The organism is Bacillus sp. BML-BC051, from assembly GCF_019656175.1.
GTDB lineage: Bacteria > Bacillota > Bacilli > Bacillales > Bacillaceae_G > Bacillus_A > Bacillus_A mobilis.
In genome coordinates, this window is record NZ_BPLI01000048.1 from 21,662 (window position 1) to 41,916 (window position 20,255).

The 20,255-nt window shown below is 34.1% G+C and carries 25 protein-coding genes; 14 read left to right on the top strand and 11 right to left on the bottom strand.

Translation table 11 applies throughout. The features are described from left to right. Positions 1 to 55 precede the first annotated feature (55 nt). The 7 genes from K5S59_RS19425 to K5S59_RS19455 all read left to right on the top strand — a co-directional run bounded on the left by K5S59_RS19425 (position 56) and on the right by K5S59_RS19455 (position 5,387). Entirely contained in the window at positions 56 to 517 is a 462-nt protein-coding gene (locus K5S59_RS19425; protein WP_120449498.1) for a MarR family transcriptional regulator, read from the top strand. Between the two features lie 128 nt (positions 518 to 645). Further along, positions 646 to 1,500, top strand: a complete 855-nt coding sequence (locus K5S59_RS19430) for a patatin-like phospholipase family protein (RefSeq protein WP_120449500.1) — start codon at positions 646 to 648, stop codon at positions 1,498 to 1,500. A gap of 201 nt (positions 1,501 to 1,701) precedes the next feature. After that, complete coding sequence (locus tag K5S59_RS19435) at positions 1,702 to 2,097, top strand: hypothetical protein (RefSeq protein ID WP_000676986.1); 396 nt, start codon at positions 1,702 to 1,704, stop codon at positions 2,095 to 2,097. Between the two features lie 87 nt (positions 2,098 to 2,184). Continuing rightward, positions 2,185 to 3,258 (top strand): ABC transporter permease, encoded by a 1,074-nt coding sequence (locus K5S59_RS19440; RefSeq protein ID WP_098258874.1) that lies wholly within the window; start codon positions 2,185 to 2,187, stop codon positions 3,256 to 3,258. A gap of 9 nt (positions 3,259 to 3,267) precedes the next feature. Beyond that, positions 3,268 to 4,500: an ABC transporter permease gene (locus K5S59_RS19445; protein WP_120449502.1), complete on the top strand. Its 1,233-nt coding sequence runs from the start codon at positions 3,268 to 3,270 to the stop codon at positions 4,498 to 4,500. Beyond that, on the top strand, positions 4,501 to 5,151 hold the full coding sequence (locus K5S59_RS19450; RefSeq protein ID WP_000615296.1) for an ABC transporter ATP-binding protein: 651 nt from the start codon (positions 4,501 to 4,503) through the stop codon (positions 5,149 to 5,151). A gap of 32 nt (positions 5,152 to 5,183) precedes the next feature. Beyond that, positions 5,184 to 5,387, top strand: a complete 204-nt coding sequence (locus K5S59_RS19455) for a hypothetical protein (protein WP_087985826.1) — start codon at positions 5,184 to 5,186, stop codon at positions 5,385 to 5,387. 97 nt (positions 5,388 to 5,484) lie between these two features. Here the strand turns inward: K5S59_RS19455 and K5S59_RS19460 are convergent, their stop codons facing one another. Next, positions 5,485 to 6,786 (bottom strand): NCS2 family permease, encoded by a 1,302-nt coding sequence (locus K5S59_RS19460; protein WP_087985825.1) that lies wholly within the window; start codon positions 6,784 to 6,786, stop codon positions 5,485 to 5,487. 203 nt (positions 6,787 to 6,989) lie between these two features. On the opposite strand from K5S59_RS19460, the gene K5S59_RS19465 reads away from it, so the two are divergent. The 3 genes from K5S59_RS19465 (at position 6,990) to K5S59_RS19475 (ending at position 9,039) form a co-directional block, all read left to right on the top strand. Beyond that, entirely contained in the window at positions 6,990 to 7,856 is an 867-nt protein-coding gene (locus K5S59_RS19465; protein WP_001136294.1) for an SDR family oxidoreductase, read from the top strand. Positions 7,857 to 7,922: 66 nt separating this feature from the next. After that, positions 7,923 to 8,684, top strand: a complete 762-nt coding sequence (locus tag K5S59_RS19470) for a L,D-transpeptidase (protein ID WP_120449504.1) — start codon at positions 7,923 to 7,925, stop codon at positions 8,682 to 8,684. 103 nt (positions 8,685 to 8,787) lie between these two features. Continuing rightward, on the top strand, positions 8,788 to 9,039 hold the full coding sequence (locus K5S59_RS19475) for a hypothetical protein (protein WP_000834197.1): 252 nt from the start codon (positions 8,788 to 8,790) through the stop codon (positions 9,037 to 9,039). Positions 9,040 to 9,072: 33 nt separating this feature from the next. Here K5S59_RS19475 and K5S59_RS19480 read toward each other — a convergent pair whose 3' ends face one another. From K5S59_RS19480 to K5S59_RS19520, 9 genes are all read right to left on the bottom strand, one after another. Beyond that, positions 9,073 to 9,288, bottom strand: a complete 216-nt coding sequence (locus K5S59_RS19480) for a DUF1540 domain-containing protein (RefSeq protein ID WP_001115486.1) — start codon at positions 9,286 to 9,288, stop codon at positions 9,073 to 9,075. Positions 9,289 to 9,360: 72 nt separating this feature from the next. Beyond that, a complete protein-coding gene (locus K5S59_RS19485; protein ID WP_000738442.1) occupies positions 9,361 to 9,813 on the bottom strand; it encodes a thioredoxin family protein in 453 nt (150 codons plus the stop codon). A 12-nt stretch (positions 9,814 to 9,825) separates the two neighbouring features. Further along, complete coding sequence (locus tag K5S59_RS19490; protein WP_000532264.1) at positions 9,826 to 10,245, bottom strand: disulfide formation protein C; 420 nt, start codon at positions 10,243 to 10,245, stop codon at positions 9,826 to 9,828. 164 nt (positions 10,246 to 10,409) lie between these two features. Next, positions 10,410 to 10,658 (bottom strand): YhdB family protein, encoded by a 249-nt coding sequence (locus K5S59_RS19495; RefSeq protein ID WP_001195461.1) that lies wholly within the window; start codon positions 10,656 to 10,658, stop codon positions 10,410 to 10,412. A 120-nt stretch (positions 10,659 to 10,778) separates the two neighbouring features. Continuing rightward, complete coding sequence (locus K5S59_RS19500; RefSeq protein WP_000761019.1) at positions 10,779 to 11,288, bottom strand: PCYCGC domain-containing protein; 510 nt, start codon at positions 11,286 to 11,288, stop codon at positions 10,779 to 10,781. A gap of 45 nt (positions 11,289 to 11,333) precedes the next feature. Continuing rightward, positions 11,334 to 12,443: a GerAB/ArcD/ProY family transporter gene (locus K5S59_RS19505; protein ID WP_098147987.1), complete on the bottom strand. Its 1,110-nt coding sequence runs from the start codon at positions 12,441 to 12,443 to the stop codon at positions 11,334 to 11,336. A gap of 16 nt (positions 12,444 to 12,459) precedes the next feature. Next, positions 12,460 to 13,542 (bottom strand): Ger(x)C family spore germination protein, encoded by a 1,083-nt coding sequence (locus K5S59_RS19510; protein WP_120449506.1) that lies wholly within the window; start codon positions 13,540 to 13,542, stop codon positions 12,460 to 12,462. Continuing rightward, positions 13,539 to 15,056: a spore germination protein gene (locus tag K5S59_RS19515; RefSeq protein ID WP_000489327.1), complete on the bottom strand. Its 1,518-nt coding sequence runs from the start codon at positions 15,054 to 15,056 to the stop codon at positions 13,539 to 13,541. The genes K5S59_RS19510 and K5S59_RS19515 overlap by 4 nt, the downstream gene beginning before the upstream one ends. Before the next feature lie 125 nt (positions 15,057 to 15,181). After that, complete coding sequence (locus K5S59_RS19520; protein ID WP_120449508.1) at positions 15,182 to 15,778, bottom strand: hypothetical protein; 597 nt, start codon at positions 15,776 to 15,778, stop codon at positions 15,182 to 15,184. A gap of 238 nt (positions 15,779 to 16,016) precedes the next feature. Here K5S59_RS19520 and K5S59_RS19525 point away from each other — a divergent pair, with 238 nt between their 5' ends. From K5S59_RS19525 to K5S59_RS19540, 4 genes are all read left to right on the top strand, one after another. Beyond that, complete coding sequence (locus K5S59_RS19525) at positions 16,017 to 16,577, top strand: nitroreductase family protein (protein WP_000214808.1); 561 nt, start codon at positions 16,017 to 16,019, stop codon at positions 16,575 to 16,577. 114 nt (positions 16,578 to 16,691) lie between these two features. Next, a complete protein-coding gene (gene spoVR, locus K5S59_RS19530; RefSeq protein WP_001202728.1) occupies positions 16,692 to 18,107 on the top strand; it encodes a stage V sporulation protein SpoVR in 1,416 nt (471 codons plus the stop codon). Between the two features lie 229 nt (positions 18,108 to 18,336). Beyond that, complete coding sequence (locus tag K5S59_RS19535; RefSeq protein WP_120449512.1) at positions 18,337 to 19,308, top strand: trypsin-like serine peptidase; 972 nt, start codon at positions 18,337 to 18,339, stop codon at positions 19,306 to 19,308. After that, on the top strand, positions 19,274 to 19,660 hold the full coding sequence (locus K5S59_RS19540) for a DUF2606 family protein (RefSeq protein WP_000478591.1): 387 nt from the start codon (positions 19,274 to 19,276) through the stop codon (positions 19,658 to 19,660). Before K5S59_RS19535 ends, K5S59_RS19540 begins: the two co-directional genes overlap by 35 nt. 49 nt (positions 19,661 to 19,709) lie before the next feature. On the opposite strand, the gene K5S59_RS19545 is transcribed toward K5S59_RS19540, so the two are convergent. Beyond that, the gene (locus K5S59_RS19545) at positions 19,710 to 20,183 is read right to left on the bottom strand and encodes a MarR family winged helix-turn-helix transcriptional regulator (protein WP_098259387.1); all 474 of its coding nucleotides are present in this window, start codon (positions 20,181 to 20,183) and stop codon (positions 19,710 to 19,712) included. Positions 20,184 to 20,255: the final 72 nt, after the last annotated feature.

Sequence of the window (20,255 nt, forward strand, 5' to 3'; positions counted from 1 at the left end):
TTTTAAAATGGTATATAGTTAAATTGTTTCTTTGGAAACTTAGGGGGCGAACGGATTGGATCATACAACGAAACAAATGGAAATACTTTTGCACATTCGTACACTTTTGCATAAAAAAGAAGAACATTCGAAAGGACAAAATGAGAAGTTTCTTCGTGAGACAGGTATAAGTGGTATGTCTTTATCTGAGTTACATGTGATCGAGTGTATCGGGAAAAATGGTTTGATGAATGTAACTGCTATTACGACAGAAATGGGAATGACGAAGGGTGCAATCTCTAAAATTTGTACAAAGTTGTTTCAAAAGAAATTCGTTGAGAAGATGCAAATGTTAGATAATCAAAAAGAAATATTCTTCCGCTTAACGGAAAGCGGAAATGAAGTATATAAAGCTCATGATAAATTGCATAAACAAGCTGAAGAAAAGTGGCTGTTATTGTTAGATAGATATACGAAAGAAGAGCAAGATTTTATTCAAAGGTTTATAAAGGATGTGTCCGATCATTTGGAAATATAATTGGAAGAAAAAACTCCTTTATTTCAAGTCTTTTGAATATAATTTCTAAAAGAACTTATATATAATAGAAAAGGATACTTAACATAGTGAATAATTAAAGAGTCAATATATAAAGAGGAGAGAATAACATGCTTGAAAATACGGGATTAGTATTAGAAGGCGGCGGTATGCGTGGTGTATATACGGGCGGGATATTAGAATATTTTATGGAACAAGATTTATATTTTCCATATGTAATCGGTGTATCGGCTGGTGCTTGTCATGCAGCGTCGTATCTTTCCAGACAAAGAAATAGAAATAAAACAGTAAATATTGATTATGCATCACACCCACAATATTTATCGTATAAAAACTTATGGAGAAAACGTCAGTTATTTGATATGGATTTCATTTTTCATGAAATTCCAGAAAAGCATGTGCCGTTTGATTTTGAAACATACTTTAATAGTCCAGAACGTTTCCTTGTAGGAACGACGGATTGTGAAACAGGACAGTCTGTTTATTTTGAAAAGGAGGGAACGAATGATGATGCACTAAATTTATTACAAGCATCTAGTTCATTGCCTTTCATTGCACCTGTAGTAAATTACCGTGGTAAGCAGTTATTAGATGGAGGAATTTCTGATCCGATTCCAGTTCGTAAAGCGCAAGAAGATGGCTTTAAAAAATCAGTCGTGATTTTAACGAGAAATCATGGTTATGCGAAGAAAAAGTCAAAGTTTGGCTGGGTGGCAGCGAAAGCTTATAAAAAATATCCGAACCTTGTTAATACGATGTTGAATCGTTATGAAGTATATAATGAAACACTTCACTATATTGAAAAAGAAGAGCAAGCGGGTAATTTATTTGTTATTCGCCCAGAAGTGCCGCTTCAAGTAGATCGTATGGAAAAGGATACTGCTAAATTACAAAGTTTATATGAGCAAGGCTATGAAGATGCAAAGAGACAGTTTGCAGATTTACAGTCGTTTTTACAAAAATAAGTATTAGGCTGCGGGGAAGAGTTTCTCCGCAGTCTTTTTTGTATTGCTTGCTTATCCGTTACTTTTTAAAAATGTATGAATGTTTAAGTGTTTAAAGAGTTTGTAAAACATATAGGTGTCTTATTGAGGAGAATTTACTTGAGAGGTATTATGACGATGTAGCGCTACAAAAAAACTATTTAATTTACGAGGTGATTGTTAATGAAGGGAAAGGTTTTTTCGATTACGACTTTAGTATTATTAGCAACATCAATCTCAACAAGTGCATTTTATCCAACTTTAAGTGGCCACAAAAGTGGTAACTTACTATCTTACAGAGCTCAAACGACTACGAATCAAAACGCATCTCGCTGTTCAGTAGCGATTTCTTTTATTAATTCAAAAGGAAGTTATTCATATATTGAAAGTGCTTCGGATAAATTAGGATCACATGAATCGGGAAGAGCATTAAATGCCACTGTTAGTAATGGCGCATATAACGCCTTTGGTGCAAAGGGGCTATATTCTGAGCATTATGCGAATGAGAATAATGACTATCAAGAAGATACACATAAAGGTACTTTTGATAGTAACGGTAACTTACGATTACAGTGGTGAAAAATATTAAATAGTTGTCTTTATAAATATTTGGATAAGGAGAAGGGGATGTGCATCATCTCCTTCTTATCTAAAAGGAGCAGAGACATGTATTTAGCCTTTAAAAATATAAAAAACAACAAACTGTTTTCAGTCATTCTTCTTATGTCATTTTTTATTTCGTTTCTTTCTATATCAGTAGCTGCGCTTTTAACAGAATCTAAACGGAATTTCATATCTGCTTTTCAAATCGGCTTTCCAGAAAAGAATCAAACGTTAACTGTTCCGATAGCGAATACAACTGAATTGGAAGCGATAATTCCTGTCATACAAGATATTTTTGTAAAAAGTGATATTTACGTAGAGCATTTAAAAGCATTAAATAGTTCAGGTGCAATAAAAATCGTAGCTGTGAATTTAAAAGATGATTATTATTGGAAGCCATATATTTCTGAAGGACAATATTTTTATCGTGAAAATGTAAACGATATGGTTGTTGGCGATCAAACGAATGTAGAGGACTTATATGAATTTGAGGATACATATAAAAAAATAGGAACTATATCGAGAAAAGACAGTGACGTCGGTGTATCAGACATATACATCCCACTTCAAAACTTACCTACTATATCTAAAAAAGGTATTATCGCGAGTAAACAATTACAATTAACAGTTGTTAATCCTACATCATCTATTCATAACGAAATAAAAAAATTTATGGGTAGGAGTAAAGAAGTGCTTTCGGGAGATGTTCAAATACTGAATGAACGAGATCTTCAGGAACTACATGTGACACATATAGATCCAGCAAATAAGTATTATTATAAATTTATTCTTGTTGCAATTGTTTCTGGCATTTCTGCGGTTTTATTTTGGATTTATAAAAAAGAAAGAGAGATTTCATTAAAAAAAGCAGTAGGTGCTTCTAATATATCTATTTACTGCGAACTATATATTCAAATTTTGTTTATTTCTCTAGTAGCGATGTTCCTAGTTTTTATTACGTTAGAAATGTTTTCGGGAACAATTCATACTTATTTTCAGACATACTTAGTAAAACCGTTAACACTATATGTGTTGATATGCAATGTTGTTTTTATAATTCTTCTTACAATTTGTGTTACTGTAATTCCAATCAAGCACATTATAAATATATATCCCGGAAAACATTTAAGAACGTAGGTGGTCGTCATGTTTTTTATATTTGATTCTATACGATCTATGAAAAAACGGTTGTTACCAAGTTTGATTATAGTAATTTCTTTAATTATTGCATTTTCTTCAGCAATAGAATTTGTTAGTAATCTTTCCGGATATCGAAAAATGATGACGGTAGCAAATAATTTATCGACTCATAAAAATTTCTATGAACTTTATGCGACGCAAGATATAACATTGTTTAGCGAAGAAAAAGCGAAAAATGATTATCGACATTTCATGCAAGGGTTATCTAATACGATACCAATAACAAATAAAACAAATTATTTGTTCCGTAACTATTCACTTAGTTTAAAAAAAGAAAATGGAACGATAAAGACTCTTATTGTTGATAAAGATATTAATAAGTACTTTCATATACGAATTTCACAAGGAAGATATTTTGAGGAATTGGAATTTCATAAATCAGTATTTGATATTAGACCTGTTATATTAGGGGCTAATTATATAGATAAGGTATCTATTGGTGATGTTATACCATCTGGAAAAATGAAGCTAAAAGTAATTGGCTTTTTAGAAAAAAATTCACCATTTACATATCCTCGAAGCGGTGAAATATCGGATAATCGTATTACATTATTAGATGACATGGCGATTTTACCAATTGGAACAGAAGAAGTAGAGTTCTATAGTGTAGAACTGTTATACAATGGGTTAATTATAGAAACAAATGAGAAGATAAATATAAATGAATTTCAAAAGAAAGTATTAAAGGTAACAGAAGGTAAGGGTTATTCGTATTATGTTACAAATCCGAATAAATTGTTAAAAAATGAAAAACAAGGTATTGATAATATGTCATACCCCTTATTATTAAGCGGTACAGTCTTATTTTTTTCATTTCTATCTATCGTATTAACATCAATGGCCGCACTTTATATGGAGCGTAAAAATATTTCTATTAAATCAGCGTTAGGTGCAAGTACTTTTCAAATATGTCTTCCATTTATTATTGAGTATATGGTGTTATTCATTTTATCGATATGTATAGGAATTACATATTTTCAATGGGAGAATAGCGGAGTAATTGAAATTCAAAAAGAACTAGAAAAGAGTACCATATCTTTTTTTGGAACGTTACAAGTCTCTATAGAATCATTGGTTGTTATAGGTGCTCTATCAATTGCAATGATCCTCGTTATATATGCAATCATTTATTTCAATGTGCTAAAAATAAAAAATACATATATGAAAGAGGTGTTATAGATGATTCAGCTTGCAAATGTGACTAAGGGATACGGAAAGAGTAATTTTAGTGCTTTAAAAGATATTAATCTTACAATAGAAAAAGGTGAAATGATAGCTATTATGGGACCCTCTGGTTCGGGGAAATCTACTCTCCTTAACATTATTGGCTTAATCGATAGCCCCTCTGCTGGAAAGTATTTTTTAGATGGAATGGATACGAGTACATTAAAGGCCAACTATCATAAGTATAGAAACACGGAAGTGGGATTTGTGTTTCAGAACTTTTCGCTATTAGATGATTATACAGTTGTTGAAAATGTAATGCTTCCGCTTGTATATAGAAGAATTACTCATAAGAAACGTATGCAAATATCAAAAGAAATGCTGAAAATGGTAGGGCTTGAGAGGCATATTAACAAATATCCTTACGAGTTATCAGGTGGAGAACAGCAAAGAACAGCAATAGCAAGGGCTTTAGCACAAGATACTAAAATTATCCTCGCTGATGAACCAACCGGTGCTCTTGATCAAGAAAACGGAAAGAAAATTATGAGCATCTTAAAAGAGATCCATAAACAAGGGAAAACGGTGCTCGTTGTAACACACGATCAAAAGATAGCTGCATACTGCCAGAGGACAATACGTTTGCTCGATGGGTGTATGGTATAATATGGATAAAAGTATGTGAAGAGGTGATACATATGGAAAATGTATATAAAGGTCTTAGGCATACTGGATTTACTATGATGTTTATTTTTTGTGGCGTATTTTTATTGCGCTGGTTCATTCATGATGAAATGCTATTGGATCAGCTTATTGGTTTTAGTGTAGGGATGGTAATGGTTATTTCGTCAGTATTCATTCAAAAGTATAGTAAAGAATTACAAGTAAATGAGAAGTGTTAAAAGTAGTTCGTTTGATTGTTGCAAGAGGAAAGTAGCGCATCGAATTTCGATGCGCTACTTTTTTTATGTATAAAAAAAACCCTCTTTATGAGGGATTTTAATGTGGTAAGAAAACTAATTGATAAGCGAACAAGATTCCGAATAAATACACAAGCGGGTGAACAGCACGGAATTGTCCTTTTGCCACTTTCATAAGTGGGTATGAAATAAATCCAAGTGCAATACCTGTTGCGATACTTGATGTAAGTGGCATGCTTAAGATTACTAAGAATGCTGGGAATGCTTCATCAAATGCGTCCCAATTGATGTGGCGAACTGAACCCATCATAAGACTACCAACGATAATTAATGATGGTGCAGTAATAGCTGATACACCAGAAACGGCACTTACTAATGGTCCGAAGAATGCTGCTAGTGCGAATAGAACAGCTACTGTAACAGTTGTTAAACCAGTACGACCACCAGCTGCAACACCAGCAGATGATTCAATGTACGCTGTTGATGGTGTTGTTCCGAACATAGAACCGATTGTTGCTGAGAATGAGTCAGATAGAAGAGCTCGTCCAGCTTTTGGAAGCTTTCCATCTTTCATAAATCCACCTTGTTGAGCAACGCCAAGTAATGTACCTGTTGTATCGAATAATGTAACAAGGAAGAATGAAAATACAACGCCGTATAATCCGTAGTTAATTACATCAGATACAGCAGTAATTGGATTTGAAACGATGATTCCTTCTGGTAATCCAGGCATTGATGTAACACCGTTTGAGAACGATAATTGTCCTGTGAAGTAAGCGATAATACCAGTTAATAGCATTCCGATAAATAGGGCACCATTTACATTTAAAGACATAAGGACGATTGTAATTCCAAGTCCAGCTAATGCTAGTAGTACTGGAGCAGAGTGAAGATCACCAAGTCCAACTAAGTTTGCATCGTTTTTTGTAACGATACCTGTTAAGCGTAAACCGATAAAGGCAATGAAAAGACCGATACCAGCAGTAATTGCATGTTTTAAGTTTTCAGGAATTGCTTCCATTAATTTTGTACGGAAAGAAGTGAATGATAACAAAATTAAAATCATACCTGCTACGAATACAGCAGAGAATGCAATTGCGAAAGTCATGCCTTCATGAGCTTTTACAACAGAATAAGAGAAGTAAGCATTTAATCCCATACCTGGTGCGATTGCGATTGGTAAGTTTGTAAAGATTGCCATAAATAATGTTCCGACAACAGCAGCAATAATTGTTGCTGTAAATGCTTGTTCAAATGGAACTCCTGCATCCCCAAGGATGACAGGGTTTACGACAATGATATATGCCATTGTTAAGAAGGTAATAATACCTGCCATAATTTCAGTTTTAATAGAAGTTTTATGTTTTGAAAGGTTAAACATATAAACATCCTTTCTGTTTACGAATAATTTTCACAACAGTTATATATAATATTCGTTTTTTAACTATTTTGCAATAGTTTTGCATAAAAAGTTTATAACAATTCATATTTTGTGTCTTAAATTCGAATATTAATCGTAAAGTGACGTGTGAATTTCAGTTTTTATTGTGCGCATATTATAAGGAAAAGGAGTTGAAAGAAGCTATGCCACAGCAAAAAAACTTTGTAACAATGCCTGCCCAACATCAAAATAAACAGCCCGGTGTTGAATCATTAATGAATCCACTTCCCCAGTTTGAAGATCCAAACTATAAAGGAAGCGAAAAGTTAAAAGGAAAGAATGTATTAATTACAGGAGGGGATAGCGGGATTGGACGAGCTGTTTCCATCGCTTTTGCGAAAGAGGGAGCGAATATTGCGATTGCGTATTTAGATGAAGATGGAGATGCAAATGAGACGAAGCAACGTGTAGAACAAGAAGGTGTAAAGTGTGTGTTGTTACCAGGTGATTTAAGTAATGAACAGCATTGTAAAGATATTGTAGAAGAGACCGTCAAGCAACTAGGTAGTGTAAATGTTTTAGTAAATAATGTCGCGCAGCAATATCCGCAGCAAGGGCTAGAGTATATTACAGCAGAACAGCTAGAAAAGACATTTCGTATTAATATTTTTTCTTATTTTCACGTTACAAAAGCAGCACTTTCTCATTTAAAGCAAGGGGACGTCATTATAAATACGGCGTCTATCGTTGCGTATGAAGGAAATGAAATGTTAATTGATTATTCCGCAACGAAAGGAGCCATCGTAGCTTTTACAAGATCGCTTTCTCAATCGTTAGTGCAAAAAGGGATTCGTGTAAATGGTGTTGCACCGGGACCAATTTGGACACCACTTATCCCATCGAGTTTTGATGAGAAGAAAGTCTCTCAGTTTGGAAGCAATGTCCCGATGCAAAGACCTGGTCAACCATATGAATTAGCACCAGCATACGTATACTTAGCATCTGGCGATTCATCCTACGTTACCGGGCAAATGATACATGTAAATGGGGGCGTTATTGTAAATGGATAGTTTTCATTTATAAGAGCAAAGTAAAGTTAATTCCACTTATTATAGTGAGCGCTAGGGGGGATATAGATGAAAAAGTTATGTTTTGTCATACTATTATTTTTCATCCTACCGGTTAGTGCTTTTGCTGATACAGATCATTTAATATTAGTGAATCTTACGACAAACCAGTTGTCTTTTTTTGAAAATGGAAATTATACAAAAACATTCCCCGTAACAACTGGAAGAGATCGTACACCTACGCCTGAAGGTAGTTTTTGTATTATAACTAAATTTAAAAACAAAGAATACCATCGAAAGAAAATACCTGGTGGTGCACCAAATAATCCTCTCGGTACGCGCTGGTTAGGTTTGGATAAAAAGGAGTACGCGATTCATGGAACAAATCGGGAATGGACGATTGGAAGCCGAGAGTCGAATGGTTGTATTCGCATGCATGACAGGGATATACAATGGTTATATGATAGGGTGCAATTACAGACGAAAGTAATTATTTCTCGTTTTCATACGAGTCCTGAATATGAAGCAAATAAGCTTGGTTACCGCGTTGTAAGCTGGAATGGTCGTAAAGTAAATGAAGAGCAAATTGGCGTGCTTACGTTAGTAGACCGTGCCGATATATATTGGCAAGAACCAAATGGGCAGTTAACGAAAGTGAAAACGGTATTGCCAAACGAAAGATATACAGTGTATTCAAAACGAAAAGATGGAATATATTATATAGGAAACAATTTGTATATTATAGATGAAATAGGAGAAAAAATTCGTTATGAGCAAATTCCTTCTTCGGTTTTAAGTAATATATATAAACGGAAATATAAAATTCCGTAATGGCTACCGTATTATAGACGGTAGCTTATTTCTACTTTGAGTTTAACTGCAACTATTGTATTTTGCTGAATATAATACAGTACAGATAGGGGGCGGTTCCATTATGAAAAGTGAATTTGCTTTTAAAGTTTTCTTAGTGACGACCTGTTTATTTATCGTGTATTTGTATGCATTTCTCGTCTTTTCTTTTTATGTTCCATATGTTGATTTAATATTGTTCTTCGGATTTATTTGGGCATTTGTGAAAGCAAGAGAAGGAGAGAAGAGTATATATCGGCGCATTACTTTATGTGGGACAGTTGTTCTCGTTATTTTGTACTTTTTTATGATGCATGATTTTTGGAGAGGAATGTAAAAAAGCATACGGTTAATCGTATGCTTTTTATGTTTAATATTTTGGCTTAAATGTGTGACAACAAGTTTCTACACTTGTTGCTACAGAACTTTCTAGTGTCTCGTTTGTTAAAACTGCACTTGTATACGATTCATTTTCAGTTTGACCCGTTTCATCCGCATCTGGCTGAACGATAATCGCACTTGCTTGACAAAAGTTACCTTGTCCCCAAAATGAGCAATTGGAAACAGAGCATCTTACTTCTGGCATAAAACCCCCTCCTTATACATTAGTTTGGGATTTTACGCCCATTTCATGTGTAGAAGGAGTTTCCTTTTCTCGTTATTTTTTCGTTTGCTCAAGCCATTCTTTTAATTTGTCTTTCGGTTGTTCGCCACTAATACGGTTTACTTCTTTGCCATCTTTAAAGTGAATGATTGTTGGAGTTCCTTTAATTTTATATTCATCCCAAGGAACATCTAATTTTTCAATATCCATAACTTTCATATCAACGTTCAAGTCTTTAGCCATTGGTACTACGACAGGAGATAGTTTTTGACAATGAACGCAAGATGTTTGATAAAAGTATACTGTTTCTTCTTTTTTCTCTTTTAAATTCTTTTGAAGGTCTGAAAGAGAGATTTTATTTGTATAGTAGTCAGGGCCATTTGTCTTACTATCAGTAGCGTTATCAATCTTTTGGCTAGTAGCATTTTTTTCTTCCATTTGTGTGACAGCGAAAATGGCTGCAAACAAGGCGATAATAATACCACCAAATATAAGCATTTTTTTCATTGTTTCATCTCCTTATTTGTTTTTTATTACAATAAAACTACATACCGCGATTGTAATAAAGCCGATAAGTGCTAAAAACGGGATTGTAATAAAACCAAACCAGTTTATAAATTCTCCGGTGCAGGGTACACGGCCGCAAGCTGCTCCAGCTGCTGAAAATGCTGGGACTTTTTGAATTGCATAGTGATATAAAGAAATACAAGCACCAATACTTGCAATTGGTAAAGAATAACTTGCGATGCGATAATCTTTCTTTGCTACAGCGATACCAAGCCATAAAACGAATGGATACATAAAAATACGTTGATACCAACAAAGTACACAAGGCTCAAATTTCATGATTTCGGAAAAATAAAGACTTCCTAGTGTAGCGATAAAAGAAGCTCCCCATGCGGTAAGTAAAGCATATTCTTGCTTTTTTTCTCGTCCCATATTTTATACCTCTCTTATAATAGTTACATACTAAATTATAGTATGAAGTGGTACAGAAAAGAAAGAAAAAATATGTTTATCAATAAAAGTTTTATAAGGGGAAACTTTTATTGATATAAACATTTTAAAAAGCGCTATTCTCATAAAGAGAATAGCGCTATATTTTACATTTGAATTTGCTCTACTTCTTCTATATGTGACTTTTGGGATGCATGGTCAATATATTGAAATAGGAGCTGCAATTGTTTATCAACTTCTGGCATTTCTTTACTGTATTGATAAGCGTGTAAAAAATGTTCAATACGCTTAGAAAATAGTTGATCGTTCGTTTGAACCATAAGAACGAGTAATTTATCCCAATTACAGCTATATGTGTAATAGAGAGCTTTGTCATAGTCGTTATATGTTTGCACTGTGTACCCTCCTTACTGAGGAGTTATATATAGTGTGTGAAAAGCAAGGAGAAATACACTTGAAAGAATTTGTTAAGAAAAAAAGTGAATGAAAAGAAAAAACGAGGTATTTCCTCGTTTTTAAGCTTTTGGCATTGGCGTAGGTGTTGGCTTACCGTACCCCTCTTTGTATTTATTGTCGATATAGTTGCGAATTTCCAGCGTTGATTTTCCTTTTTGTTTCATGGAAGCAGATTCAACAGCTATTTCTAGGCAATTGACACAAGTCGTTGCGTGGGAATCCCAAACAACTTCACCATTCTTTTTAATTTCACGAATAAAGCAATTTTTATTATTTTTATGTCCTACACTTTCACCGCAACCGCAGTAACATGGAATCCAATCTAATAGCTCTGCATTTTGCCCAGCGACAGTGTAGATATCTTTCATTTGTGGATCAAGCTTGTCTAAGAAGGTAGGAAGTGTGTCGACTCCTTTTGTTTTTTCCTGAATGTCAGCTTGCTGAGTATGCGATGCGTGGTCATGTTCTTCCTTTGATTCAGATGATTTTTTTTCATTTGTACTAGTAGCTCCGCAACCAGCAAGAATTAAACTCAGTACTGCAAGTAAAGAAAATACATATTTCTTCATACGCTTGTCCCCTTTACAAATGTATTAATCAAATTGTATCAGAGATTATGGTGTATCGGTTGAAGATTTTTTCGACTGATTTTTGAAACGCCATCGTAGTGAATGAAATAGAAATAAAATTGGGATATAGGCGTATACGATATATAAACCAGCTTGAGATAGCACCGTATTTAATGTATTGATACTTTCACGATTTGTGAAGAACAAAGAAGCTATAAAGACCATGAAAATAAAAAGCGGTAATGTAAATTTAAATGAAATATGGAATGAACGCTTCATCGTTTGACATGATGACCAAATGGTTAAGCAAAGATTTGGCAAAATAATTAAAAACCAAACGAAAATAATAATGTATTCAAAGCGTTGAATGAAAGGAACTTTAATAATTTTTAACATTGTTAAAGTAGGCCAAATCGTGTGATTTAATTGCCCCTCGCTGTAATACATAAAAGATACGATGGCTAAAATCACATAAATTAAAGTACTAAAAGCAGTTCCGGCATGGGCCCATTTTTTTAAGGATTTTCCTTTTTCGATAAATGGATAGAAGATTAGGATTGTTTCAAAACCAAGAAATTCTAAAGCAGAATGTTTTGCTGATATAAGCATGTCAAGAGGTGAATGTGTAAAGATAGGTAAAATATTACGGAAATGTGCATATTTCATTGGATAAATTAAAAAAAATACAACGAAAATAGGAAGCACAATACCCCAAAAGCATATCCCTGTCACAGAGCGGAATCCGCCTTTTATAATATAGTAAGTCACTAATAAAAACATAAGGGTAAGTTTCCATAATTTAATAGTAGGGAAAATCCAAACTTGTATTACTTCCATATATGTACGAAGAACAGTAAGGCAGAATAATAAGCAATAAAGAGTAAAAATTACGGAAAATATAGAACCAATCCATTTTCCAAAGGTCGTTGTATGAATGCTAATTAAATCTCCATCTTTTTCTAACATTTTTAGCATGCAAAAAAGTACAATATGAGTTGCAATCCCCGCAATAATAAGAGAAATCCAGGCATCATAACCAGCATTTTTTAAAATTACACGTTGATATCCGAGAACTCCTATACCGATCTGAAGAGAATGCAATAAAATAAATGCAAAATATGGAGAGACAGTTTTTGTTTTATTTATTGTATTCATTGCTTATTTCACCTCACTATTCCCCGATTCCAGATTGTACAATATTAATATCTAAATTTATATCCACAGCTACATTCGGATACATATTTCTAATTTGGTTTATATTCCATTTTCTCGTATGACTTCTAATTTCATCGCGTATTCCTAAAGGATCAATTCTCTTTTCTTGAAATTGTTTTATTAATTTTTCACAGTCTTGTTCAACATTTCGTTCGATTTGTTTTTTTATATAATTGATATTTGTTTTTTTTCTTAAATCAATCCAATTAGGAGAGTTTTTAATTAATCCATTTAGTTTTAAATAAATTTTTACTTTTGGTATGTCACCAGTTTGATCTATATCATACTTACTTTCCCCAGCTAAGTTTTGTATGACAACCATGCCTTTATGTTTATCCTTTTTTATCGCTGCTTCGTAACGCCCATTTTTTGTAGGATTAATAAGCAATTTTGCTAAAACAGAATGTCTTTTATCTGTATACATAACGACTTTATCACCTTTTAAAAAAGCAAGTCCTTTAACAGCGATGGAATGATTATCGCTCATTTTAATATAAGGGACATAAGCATCACATACAGAAGAGTAGTAATTATATAAAAAAATGTTTAATGAGGTTTGTGGAATGTTCTCATTTCGTATATTTTGTTCAAGTAAATCAGCAATATATAATGAACCATTTTTTTTTCCATAATTTAAAAGCTCTTCAGCTGATCCATCTACAATTGCTAGTTGTATATCACGCCCGATATTTGGATCACGTTGTAAGTTAGTAATAATTTCTCCCATTCCTCGTTCTCCTAGATCCTTCCCAAATAGGACGACACGCATTTGACCTACAACAACATTGTGAGGAGATTTCGCATTTAATCGTGAAGCGATTGTCTCAAGTGAACGGGCAGATGTGGATTGAGTTTCTGGTTTAGACTTTACACCATGTGTGTACTCTGGGAATAAAATCGTCCCTTGGAATCTTTTGTTTTTTGTGACATCAAATCCAGCTACATGAATAATACGCTGCGTATCCACTATATACGTTTGTGTACAACCAGTTTGTAGAACAAGGAAGATAATGATAAGGTGCAATAAAATCTTTTTCATTCATTATCACCATCACGTTTTTGCTTCGATTTGTTTGGATTATAGCGCCATTTTGATTTTGGTCTAAGAAAAGAAGGCCTTTGTGCCGTTTGGCTAAATGGTAATCGAAGAAAGCCTTCTGCTGTACCTAAACCACGAAATGGATATAAAGGTAATAAATAAGGTGATCCAAGTGATTTTAATTTAATTAAATGAGCTAAAATGAATACAAACCCGACAATAAGACCTAATCCGCCAAATGCACCAGCTAAAAGAATGAGCGGAAATCGTAACAACCGAATAGTAGAAGACATTTTTACAGTCGGTGTTGTGAAAGATGCAAGAGCGGATAAAGCAACTGCAATTAATAAAATCGTACTTGTTAAAGCGGCTTCAACAGATGCTTGCCCAATTACAATCCCGCCAACAATACCAATTGTTTGTCCGACTTTTGTCGGTAAACGTGCTCCCGCTTCACGAAGCAATTCGATTGTAATTTCTAAAAAGAGTGCTTCTAGAATAGGCGGGAAGGGTACGTTAGCTCTCGAAAAAATAATAGGTCCTAGTAAATCAGCAGGAATCATTTGATAATGATATGTCAAAGCTGCTGTATAAATAGCGGAGGAAAAAAGAGAAAATATAGCTCCGAAAAAACGAATGATACGAAAGAAAGAACCAATCATCCAGGGTAAATAATAATCTTCTGGCGAAATAAAAAAATCTAGTAACGTTGTCGGTCCTGATAAAGCATATGGAGAGCCATCTGTTAAAATTAAAACTTCCCCGTTAATTAATGAGAATACTGCTCGATCTAATCGTTCTGTAGGTAATAGAACAGGGAACGGTGAATTGCTATTATCACTAATAAATTGTTCAATCATAGTGGAATCAAATGGGACATCAAAGTCAATGTCTTCTAGTCGTTGTATTGCAGTGTTGATAAATTGTTCATTTGTAACTCCTTCTATATATGCAACTGCTACTTTCGTCTTCGACATAGATCCCACGATAACTTCTTTGAAAATGAGTTGCTCCGTTACAATATTTCGGCGTAATAAGTGTATATTTGTATCAAGGTTTTCAACGAAACCGATTTTAGGTCCGATTACGCTATACTCATTTTCTGTATCGTTATATAATCGTGTACCTAAAACAGTACTTTCGGCACGAATTAAAGCATATTGATTGGGATTCGAATTGCTTTTTAAGCGTACTAAAATATATCCACCTAATAATTTCTCACGAATATCATCAATAGAGGGAGAGGTAATAATATCTTCAATGGAGACAATATTACATAGGTCAGAGATATTTTGAATATGTTCTGATTCCCGTTTCATAGGAGTTAAAATAAACTGTTTAATAATAAGTGCTTCCACGACAGATTTATAATAAAACAAGCATAACGTTTCATCTTCAAGTACGTTATAAGAGACAAAATCGCTAGATTCTTTCATGGTTTTTATAAATTCAGGAATAGAACAAATTGTTTTTGTACTAGTTTTTTTGGATTTCTTAGATGATAAACGAAACATTTTCTCACCCCTGACATATATCATTTACTTATGTTAGTTTTTGGGAAAGACGGGAATTTATACTTGAAAATTGAAAGTTCATAAAGAAAAGGAAGAGTATTGAAAATCTCTTCCTTGTTGGTGTATTAATTTGTTTTCGTTTCCTTAATAGACTTTACTAATTTAATCATTTCAGCTCGTATATCTTCTTTTTTTACATTTAATTTTTCTGCAATTTGTTTAACATCCATTCCGTCTTTTTTCATTTTTAACAAATCATTAAGAGGTGTATTACTCTTTTGAGAGATGATTGTTAATACAGTGAGCTGACGTAATCCGATATTATATTCTTTCATTTTTTGTTTTAGTCCATCTGGTGTAGATTTTTGCATATTTGCTAATTCTTGCAGTAGCGCTTTTTTCGTCTCTTTATTCATATGATGCTTTTTCAACTTACTTGGATCTACACCGAAATGCTCGGCTGTTGTTTCCCAAGATTTATTTTGTTTATAGTAAGCTAAAACATCTTTCATTTCTTTTTTACTCATTTTTGCAATGTGGGCAGCTTTCCAAATTTCATGTTTGTTATAGCCGAGTTTTTCGAGCGACTGCATTTCTTCTTCTGAAACTGGTTTATGATGATGGAATGTTACTTCTTTTGGCGTGGCAGCGGAAGCAGGGAAGTTAGATATCCCGCATAATAATGCTGCCATAGTCATACTTACTACGATTTTTTTGTACATGTAAATTCCTCCTAGATAGATAATGTGGAAAACTGTACACATATCATTTCCATAAAATGTGAAAAACTTGTGAACAAGCTAAGTATTTTTATTCACAGTATAAAATGACGTTTTTGGAAGTTTTCCAACATAAAACATTGATTAATAGTAAAAAACTAGGGTATAATCGAAATTGAAAATCAATATCAATAACAAACGTATACATATAGATGAAAATAAGGGAGAGAAAAATATGACTATGACTACATATACTTCCATCGCAAATGTGATTAAAGAAAGACGCTCTGTACGTACATTCACAGATAAAGCTGTAGATAAAGAGTTATTAATTGAACTATTAAACGACGCAACGTGGGCACCGAATCATAAACACCGTGAACCATGGAATTGTAAATTATACATTGGAGAAGGCCGCAAAAAATTAGTAGATGCAGTATTAAACTCTTTCACAGAAGAAGAAAGAGCGAAACGCGGCAAAATTTTATCAGATCGTTTCTTAAGCACGCCGGCACAAATTGTTGTTTATATTAATGAAGATCCACGTCAAATTCAACGCGACGAAGATTACGCTGCAACATGTGCATTTATGCAAAACTTCCAACTGCTTGCTTGGGAACGTGGCTTAGGTTGCGTTTGGAAATCAGGCGGATTAAACTACAATCCATTATTTATAGAAGGACTTGGTTTAACAAGAGGTCAACGCATCGTTGGAATTCTTCACCTTGGCTATTTCGATAAAGCACCAGAAGGAAAAGCTCGTACGCCGATTACTGAGAAGATGGAGATTATTGAAGGTTAATAGACGAGACATTCTCGTTTTTATGAGGATGTCTTTTTATTATGCAATCAATCCTCATGAAAGCTTGTTCCTCATCATACACTTTCTTAAGGGAAAGTGTAAGGAGGGAAAATAATGAGAGCAAGTGAAGATAAAGCGCTGCAATATGCGATTGCGGAAATTACGGAAATTGCGACTGGATTTGGGCTTGATTTTTATCCGATGCGTTATGAAGTATGTCCAGCGGAAATTATTTATACATTTGGTGCATATGGGATGCCGACGAGGTTTTCGCATTGGAGTTTTGGAAAGCAATTTTTCAGAATGAAATTACAATACGATTTAGGACTTAGTAAAATTTATGAACTCGTTATTAACTCTAATCCATGTTACGCCTTTTTATTAGATACGAATTCTTTAATTCAAAATAAATTAATCGTGGCGCACGTTTTAGCGCACTGTGATTTCTTCAAAAATAATATTCGTTTCTCTAATACGAAACGCGATATGGTGGAGAGTATGGCAGCGACAGCAGATCGTGTGAAGGCGTATGAACATAAGTATGGAAGAGAAGAGGTAGAAACGTTCTTGGATGCAGTACTTGCCATTCAAGAACATATTGATCCATCGCTTATGCGTCCGAAACTTGCTTGGAGTATTGGAGATTTAGAAGAGGATGTAGAAAAGAAAAAGATATCACAGTACGATGATTTATGGAATTTAGATGATCGAAACAAAAAGAGGGAACGACCTAATATGCATAAAAAGAAGAAAATCCCACCGCAGCCAGAAAAAGATTTACTCCTCTTTATTGAAGAATATAGCCGTGAGCTAGAAGAGTGGCAGCGCGACATATTAACGATGATGCGCGAGGAAATGTTATATTTCTGGCCACAGCTTGAAACGAAGATTATGAATGAAGGCTGGGCTTCCTTCTGGCATCAACGCATACTCCGTGAAATGGACTTAACATCTTCTGAAGCGATTGAATTCGCAAAGCTTAATGCAGGTGTAGTTCAACCATCAAAAACAAGCATTAACCCATACTACCTCGGTATTAAAATGTTTGAAGATATAGAGGAGCGCTACAACAACCCGACAGAAGAAATGAAACGACGCGGTGTAAAACCCGGATCTGGTCGAGACAAAATTTTTGAAGTACGTGAAATTGAGTGGGACGTATCGTTCTTAAGAAATTACTTAAATAAAGACCTCGTAATGAGAGAAGATATGTACTTATTCCAGCGCCAAGGAAAAGAATATAAAGTAATAGATAAAGAGTGGGAACATGTACGTGATCAACTTGTAAATATGCGTACTAATGGAGGTTTCCCGTACTTAGTAGTAGAAGATGGAGACTACTTAAAGAATGGGGAATTGTACATTAAACATAGCTATGAAGGAATTGAACTAGATTTAAAATACTTAGAAAAAGTATTACCGTATCTTCATCAGTTATGGGGAAGAACGGTGCATATGGAGTCGATTGTGGAGAGTAAGGGCGTTGTGTTTTCTTATGATGGGAAGATGGTGCATCGGAAGTATGTGTGATGTAATAAAAAGAACGGACAAAGAATTTCTTGTCCGTTCTTTTTATTTGGAAAATCTAAGTTTTATGTTTAACGCAAAGTAAAGAATGTAAATAATTTTATCGTTTTATTAAGTCAATGTAATTAATAATGATAATCATTATTAATTACATTGACTTCTAAAAAAAGAAAAACTAGAATTTATAAAGAGATCTTCAATTGTTCGCTATCATTTGTATAGGAGGTAAGTTATGTTGGATAGCTTTATTTCTATAAGATGTAGGTTGGCTCTTTATAGTTTTGATGTTCTTTTTATCTTTTTTTGTACAGTATTTTTGGTGAATCAGAAGGTGTATGCAGAAGATGTACCGTGGACATCAGTTTCAAATGAGGGAGACAGGGTGCTGTTTGAAGAACATTCTTTGCGTATTAAGGATGAAGATAGGAGAGAGCTTATCTCAGCTCCTTTTGAAGGTCGTAAACATCGAGGAGAGGATTGGGGATATTTATTAAGAGACACTAACTTTAAATATTCATCTAATATCCTTACACATTCTGTAATAGGAAGAGATGATAGAATTAGAGTTATTGATACAACTTTGTATCCTTATCGGACTATAGTGCATTTAGTAATTCAGTTTAATGGACAAGAGGTTTATGGGTGTACAGGAGCATTGATTAGTAAAGATACAGTGCTTACAGCTGGACACTGTATTTACGATAAAAAGCTTGGTGGATGGGCAACAAATGTTATTGCGACTCCTGGTCGAAATGGAAACCAGGCACCGTATCTACCCTTTAGTTGGAAAAAACTCTATTCAGTAAGTGGATGGACTGACGACGGAGATTCAGAATTTGATTATGGAGCTATTAAGCTAGATGGATCTCCTGGGGATTATACGGGTTGGTTAGGATATAGAACTACTAATGTAGAATCACCAAAAGGTTTACTTGCGGTAGTCCCAGGGTATCCATGTGATAAATTAGGAAATGAAGCATATACTATGTGGACAGATTATGGGCCAATTGAAGGCACAAGTCCTAGAATTTTAACGTATAGGATGGACACTTATGGATGTCAAAGTGGAGCACCTGTATATCATGATTATTCTCGTACCGGTGCAACAGTAATAGCTGTCCATACAGCAGGAAGTAATTCTTGGAATTTCGGAAATCGGGTAACAGACAATGTTTTTAATAATCTTAAAAAATGGTCTGAATAAATATAGTAAGCTTATATGGGTTTTATGTTGTGTACTGGTCATAACCATGATTTCTTGTTCTATAGCAAATAATGAGGAGAATGGTAGTAAGGTTGTTGATTCAGTAACTTTTCATGTTAAAAATAAAGAGAAACAGTCGGTAAAAGATTTTGAAATTATACTTATGAAAGATGCATCACCTAAGCCCAGTAAAGAAATTGGGATTTCCATAGGGAGAACGGATGAAGAAGGAAAAGTTATTTGGAGGAATGTGAGGAAGGGAAATTATATCATATTTTTGCCAAATGGTGAGACGCAAATAGTTAGGGTTAACGATAGAGATGAAACGAGAGTAATAAATATATTATTGTAGAAAACGAATCCATTTTGAAAAAGATTGATCAAAGTGGATTCGTTTTTATTTACCAAACAGGTCGTATATTTGATGATAATTTCCCTGTATTTTCTTTAGTAACGAATGTTGTTAAATCCTCTTTCAGCATTTGCATTCGTTCAGCGCCTATATTTTCAATCCATCGCTGCTCTATTTCAGCTACTATTTCTTCTTTCGCCTTCATTACGGCTAAACCACGTTCAGTTAAAATAATGATTTTGCCTCTTTTATCAGTAGGATGCTTTTTGCGCGTGACATAACCACTGTTTTCAAGAGAATCGATCATTTTACTTACAGCTTGCTTAGAAACTCCTAAATACTCAGCTAATTCTATACCTGTTGCTCCAATAGGAAGGATACGCTTGAACATAAAACCGTGTGCTGGCCTAATATCTTCAAATCCCAATTCACTTAATCTATCATGCAGTTCAGTAATTAATGTACTGAAAGATAATGATAAAAGTGAAGTAAGGTCTAGTTCGTTAAATGTTTGATGATTCATGTATATAACCTCCGGAATTATAGTCAATTAAGTTGACTACGTGTGAAGTCTATTGTACTATACAGGATATAG

Coding starts and splice junctions, on each gene's coding strand:
- K5S59_RS19505 (WP_098147987.1), bottom strand. CDS start 12,443: ATGAATACAATAAATAAAACAAAAACTGTCTCTCCATATTTTGCATTT.
- K5S59_RS19515 (WP_000489327.1), bottom strand. CDS start 15,056: ATGTTTCGTTTATCATCTAAGAAATCCAAAAAAACTAGTACAAAAACA.
- K5S59_RS19480 (WP_001115486.1), bottom strand. CDS start 9,288: ATGCCAGAAGTAAGATGCTCTGTTTCCAATTGCTCATTTTGGGGACAA.
- K5S59_RS19475 (WP_000834197.1), top strand. CDS start 8,788: ATGAAAAGTGAATTTGCTTTTAAAGTTTTCTTAGTGACGACCTGTTTA.
- K5S59_RS19455 (WP_087985826.1), top strand. CDS start 5,184: ATGGAAAATGTATATAAAGGTCTTAGGCATACTGGATTTACTATGATG.
- K5S59_RS19520 (WP_120449508.1), bottom strand. CDS start 15,778: ATGTACAAAAAAATCGTAGTAAGTATGACTATGGCAGCATTATTATGC.
- K5S59_RS19545 (WP_098259387.1), bottom strand. CDS start 20,183: ATGAATCATCAAACATTTAACGAACTAGACCTTACTTCACTTTTATCA.
- K5S59_RS19525 (WP_000214808.1), top strand. CDS start 16,017: ATGACTACATATACTTCCATCGCAAATGTGATTAAAGAAAGACGCTCT.
- K5S59_RS19465 (WP_001136294.1), top strand. CDS start 6,990: ATGCCACAGCAAAAAAACTTTGTAACAATGCCTGCCCAACATCAAAAT.
- spoVR (WP_001202728.1), top strand. CDS start 16,692: ATGAGAGCAAGTGAAGATAAAGCGCTGCAATATGCGATTGCGGAAATT.
- K5S59_RS19485 (WP_000738442.1), bottom strand. CDS start 9,813: ATGAAAAAAATGCTTATATTTGGTGGTATTATTATCGCCTTGTTTGCA.
- K5S59_RS19500 (WP_000761019.1), bottom strand. CDS start 11,288: ATGAAGAAATATGTATTTTCTTTACTTGCAGTACTGAGTTTAATTCTT.
- K5S59_RS19450 (WP_000615296.1), top strand. CDS start 4,501: ATGATTCAGCTTGCAAATGTGACTAAGGGATACGGAAAGAGTAATTTT.
- K5S59_RS19535 (WP_120449512.1), top strand. CDS start 18,337: ATGTTGGATAGCTTTATTTCTATAAGATGTAGGTTGGCTCTTTATAGT.
- K5S59_RS19510 (WP_120449506.1), bottom strand. CDS start 13,542: ATGAAAAAGATTTTATTGCACCTTATCATTATCTTCCTTGTTCTACAA.
- K5S59_RS19440 (WP_098258874.1), top strand. CDS start 2,185: ATGTATTTAGCCTTTAAAAATATAAAAAACAACAAACTGTTTTCAGTC.
- K5S59_RS19540 (WP_000478591.1), top strand. CDS start 19,274: ATGTTTTTAATAATCTTAAAAAATGGTCTGAATAAATATAGTAAGCTT.
- K5S59_RS19470 (WP_120449504.1), top strand. CDS start 7,923: ATGAAAAAGTTATGTTTTGTCATACTATTATTTTTCATCCTACCGGTT.
- K5S59_RS19490 (WP_000532264.1), bottom strand. CDS start 10,245: ATGGGACGAGAAAAAAAGCAAGAATATGCTTTACTTACCGCATGGGGA.
- K5S59_RS19435 (WP_000676986.1), top strand. CDS start 1,702: ATGAAGGGAAAGGTTTTTTCGATTACGACTTTAGTATTATTAGCAACA.
- K5S59_RS19430 (WP_120449500.1), top strand. CDS start 646: ATGCTTGAAAATACGGGATTAGTATTAGAAGGCGGCGGTATGCGTGGT.
- K5S59_RS19460 (WP_087985825.1), bottom strand. CDS start 6,786: ATGTTTAACCTTTCAAAACATAAAACTTCTATTAAAACTGAAATTATG.
- K5S59_RS19445 (WP_120449502.1), top strand. CDS start 3,268: ATGTTTTTTATATTTGATTCTATACGATCTATGAAAAAACGGTTGTTA.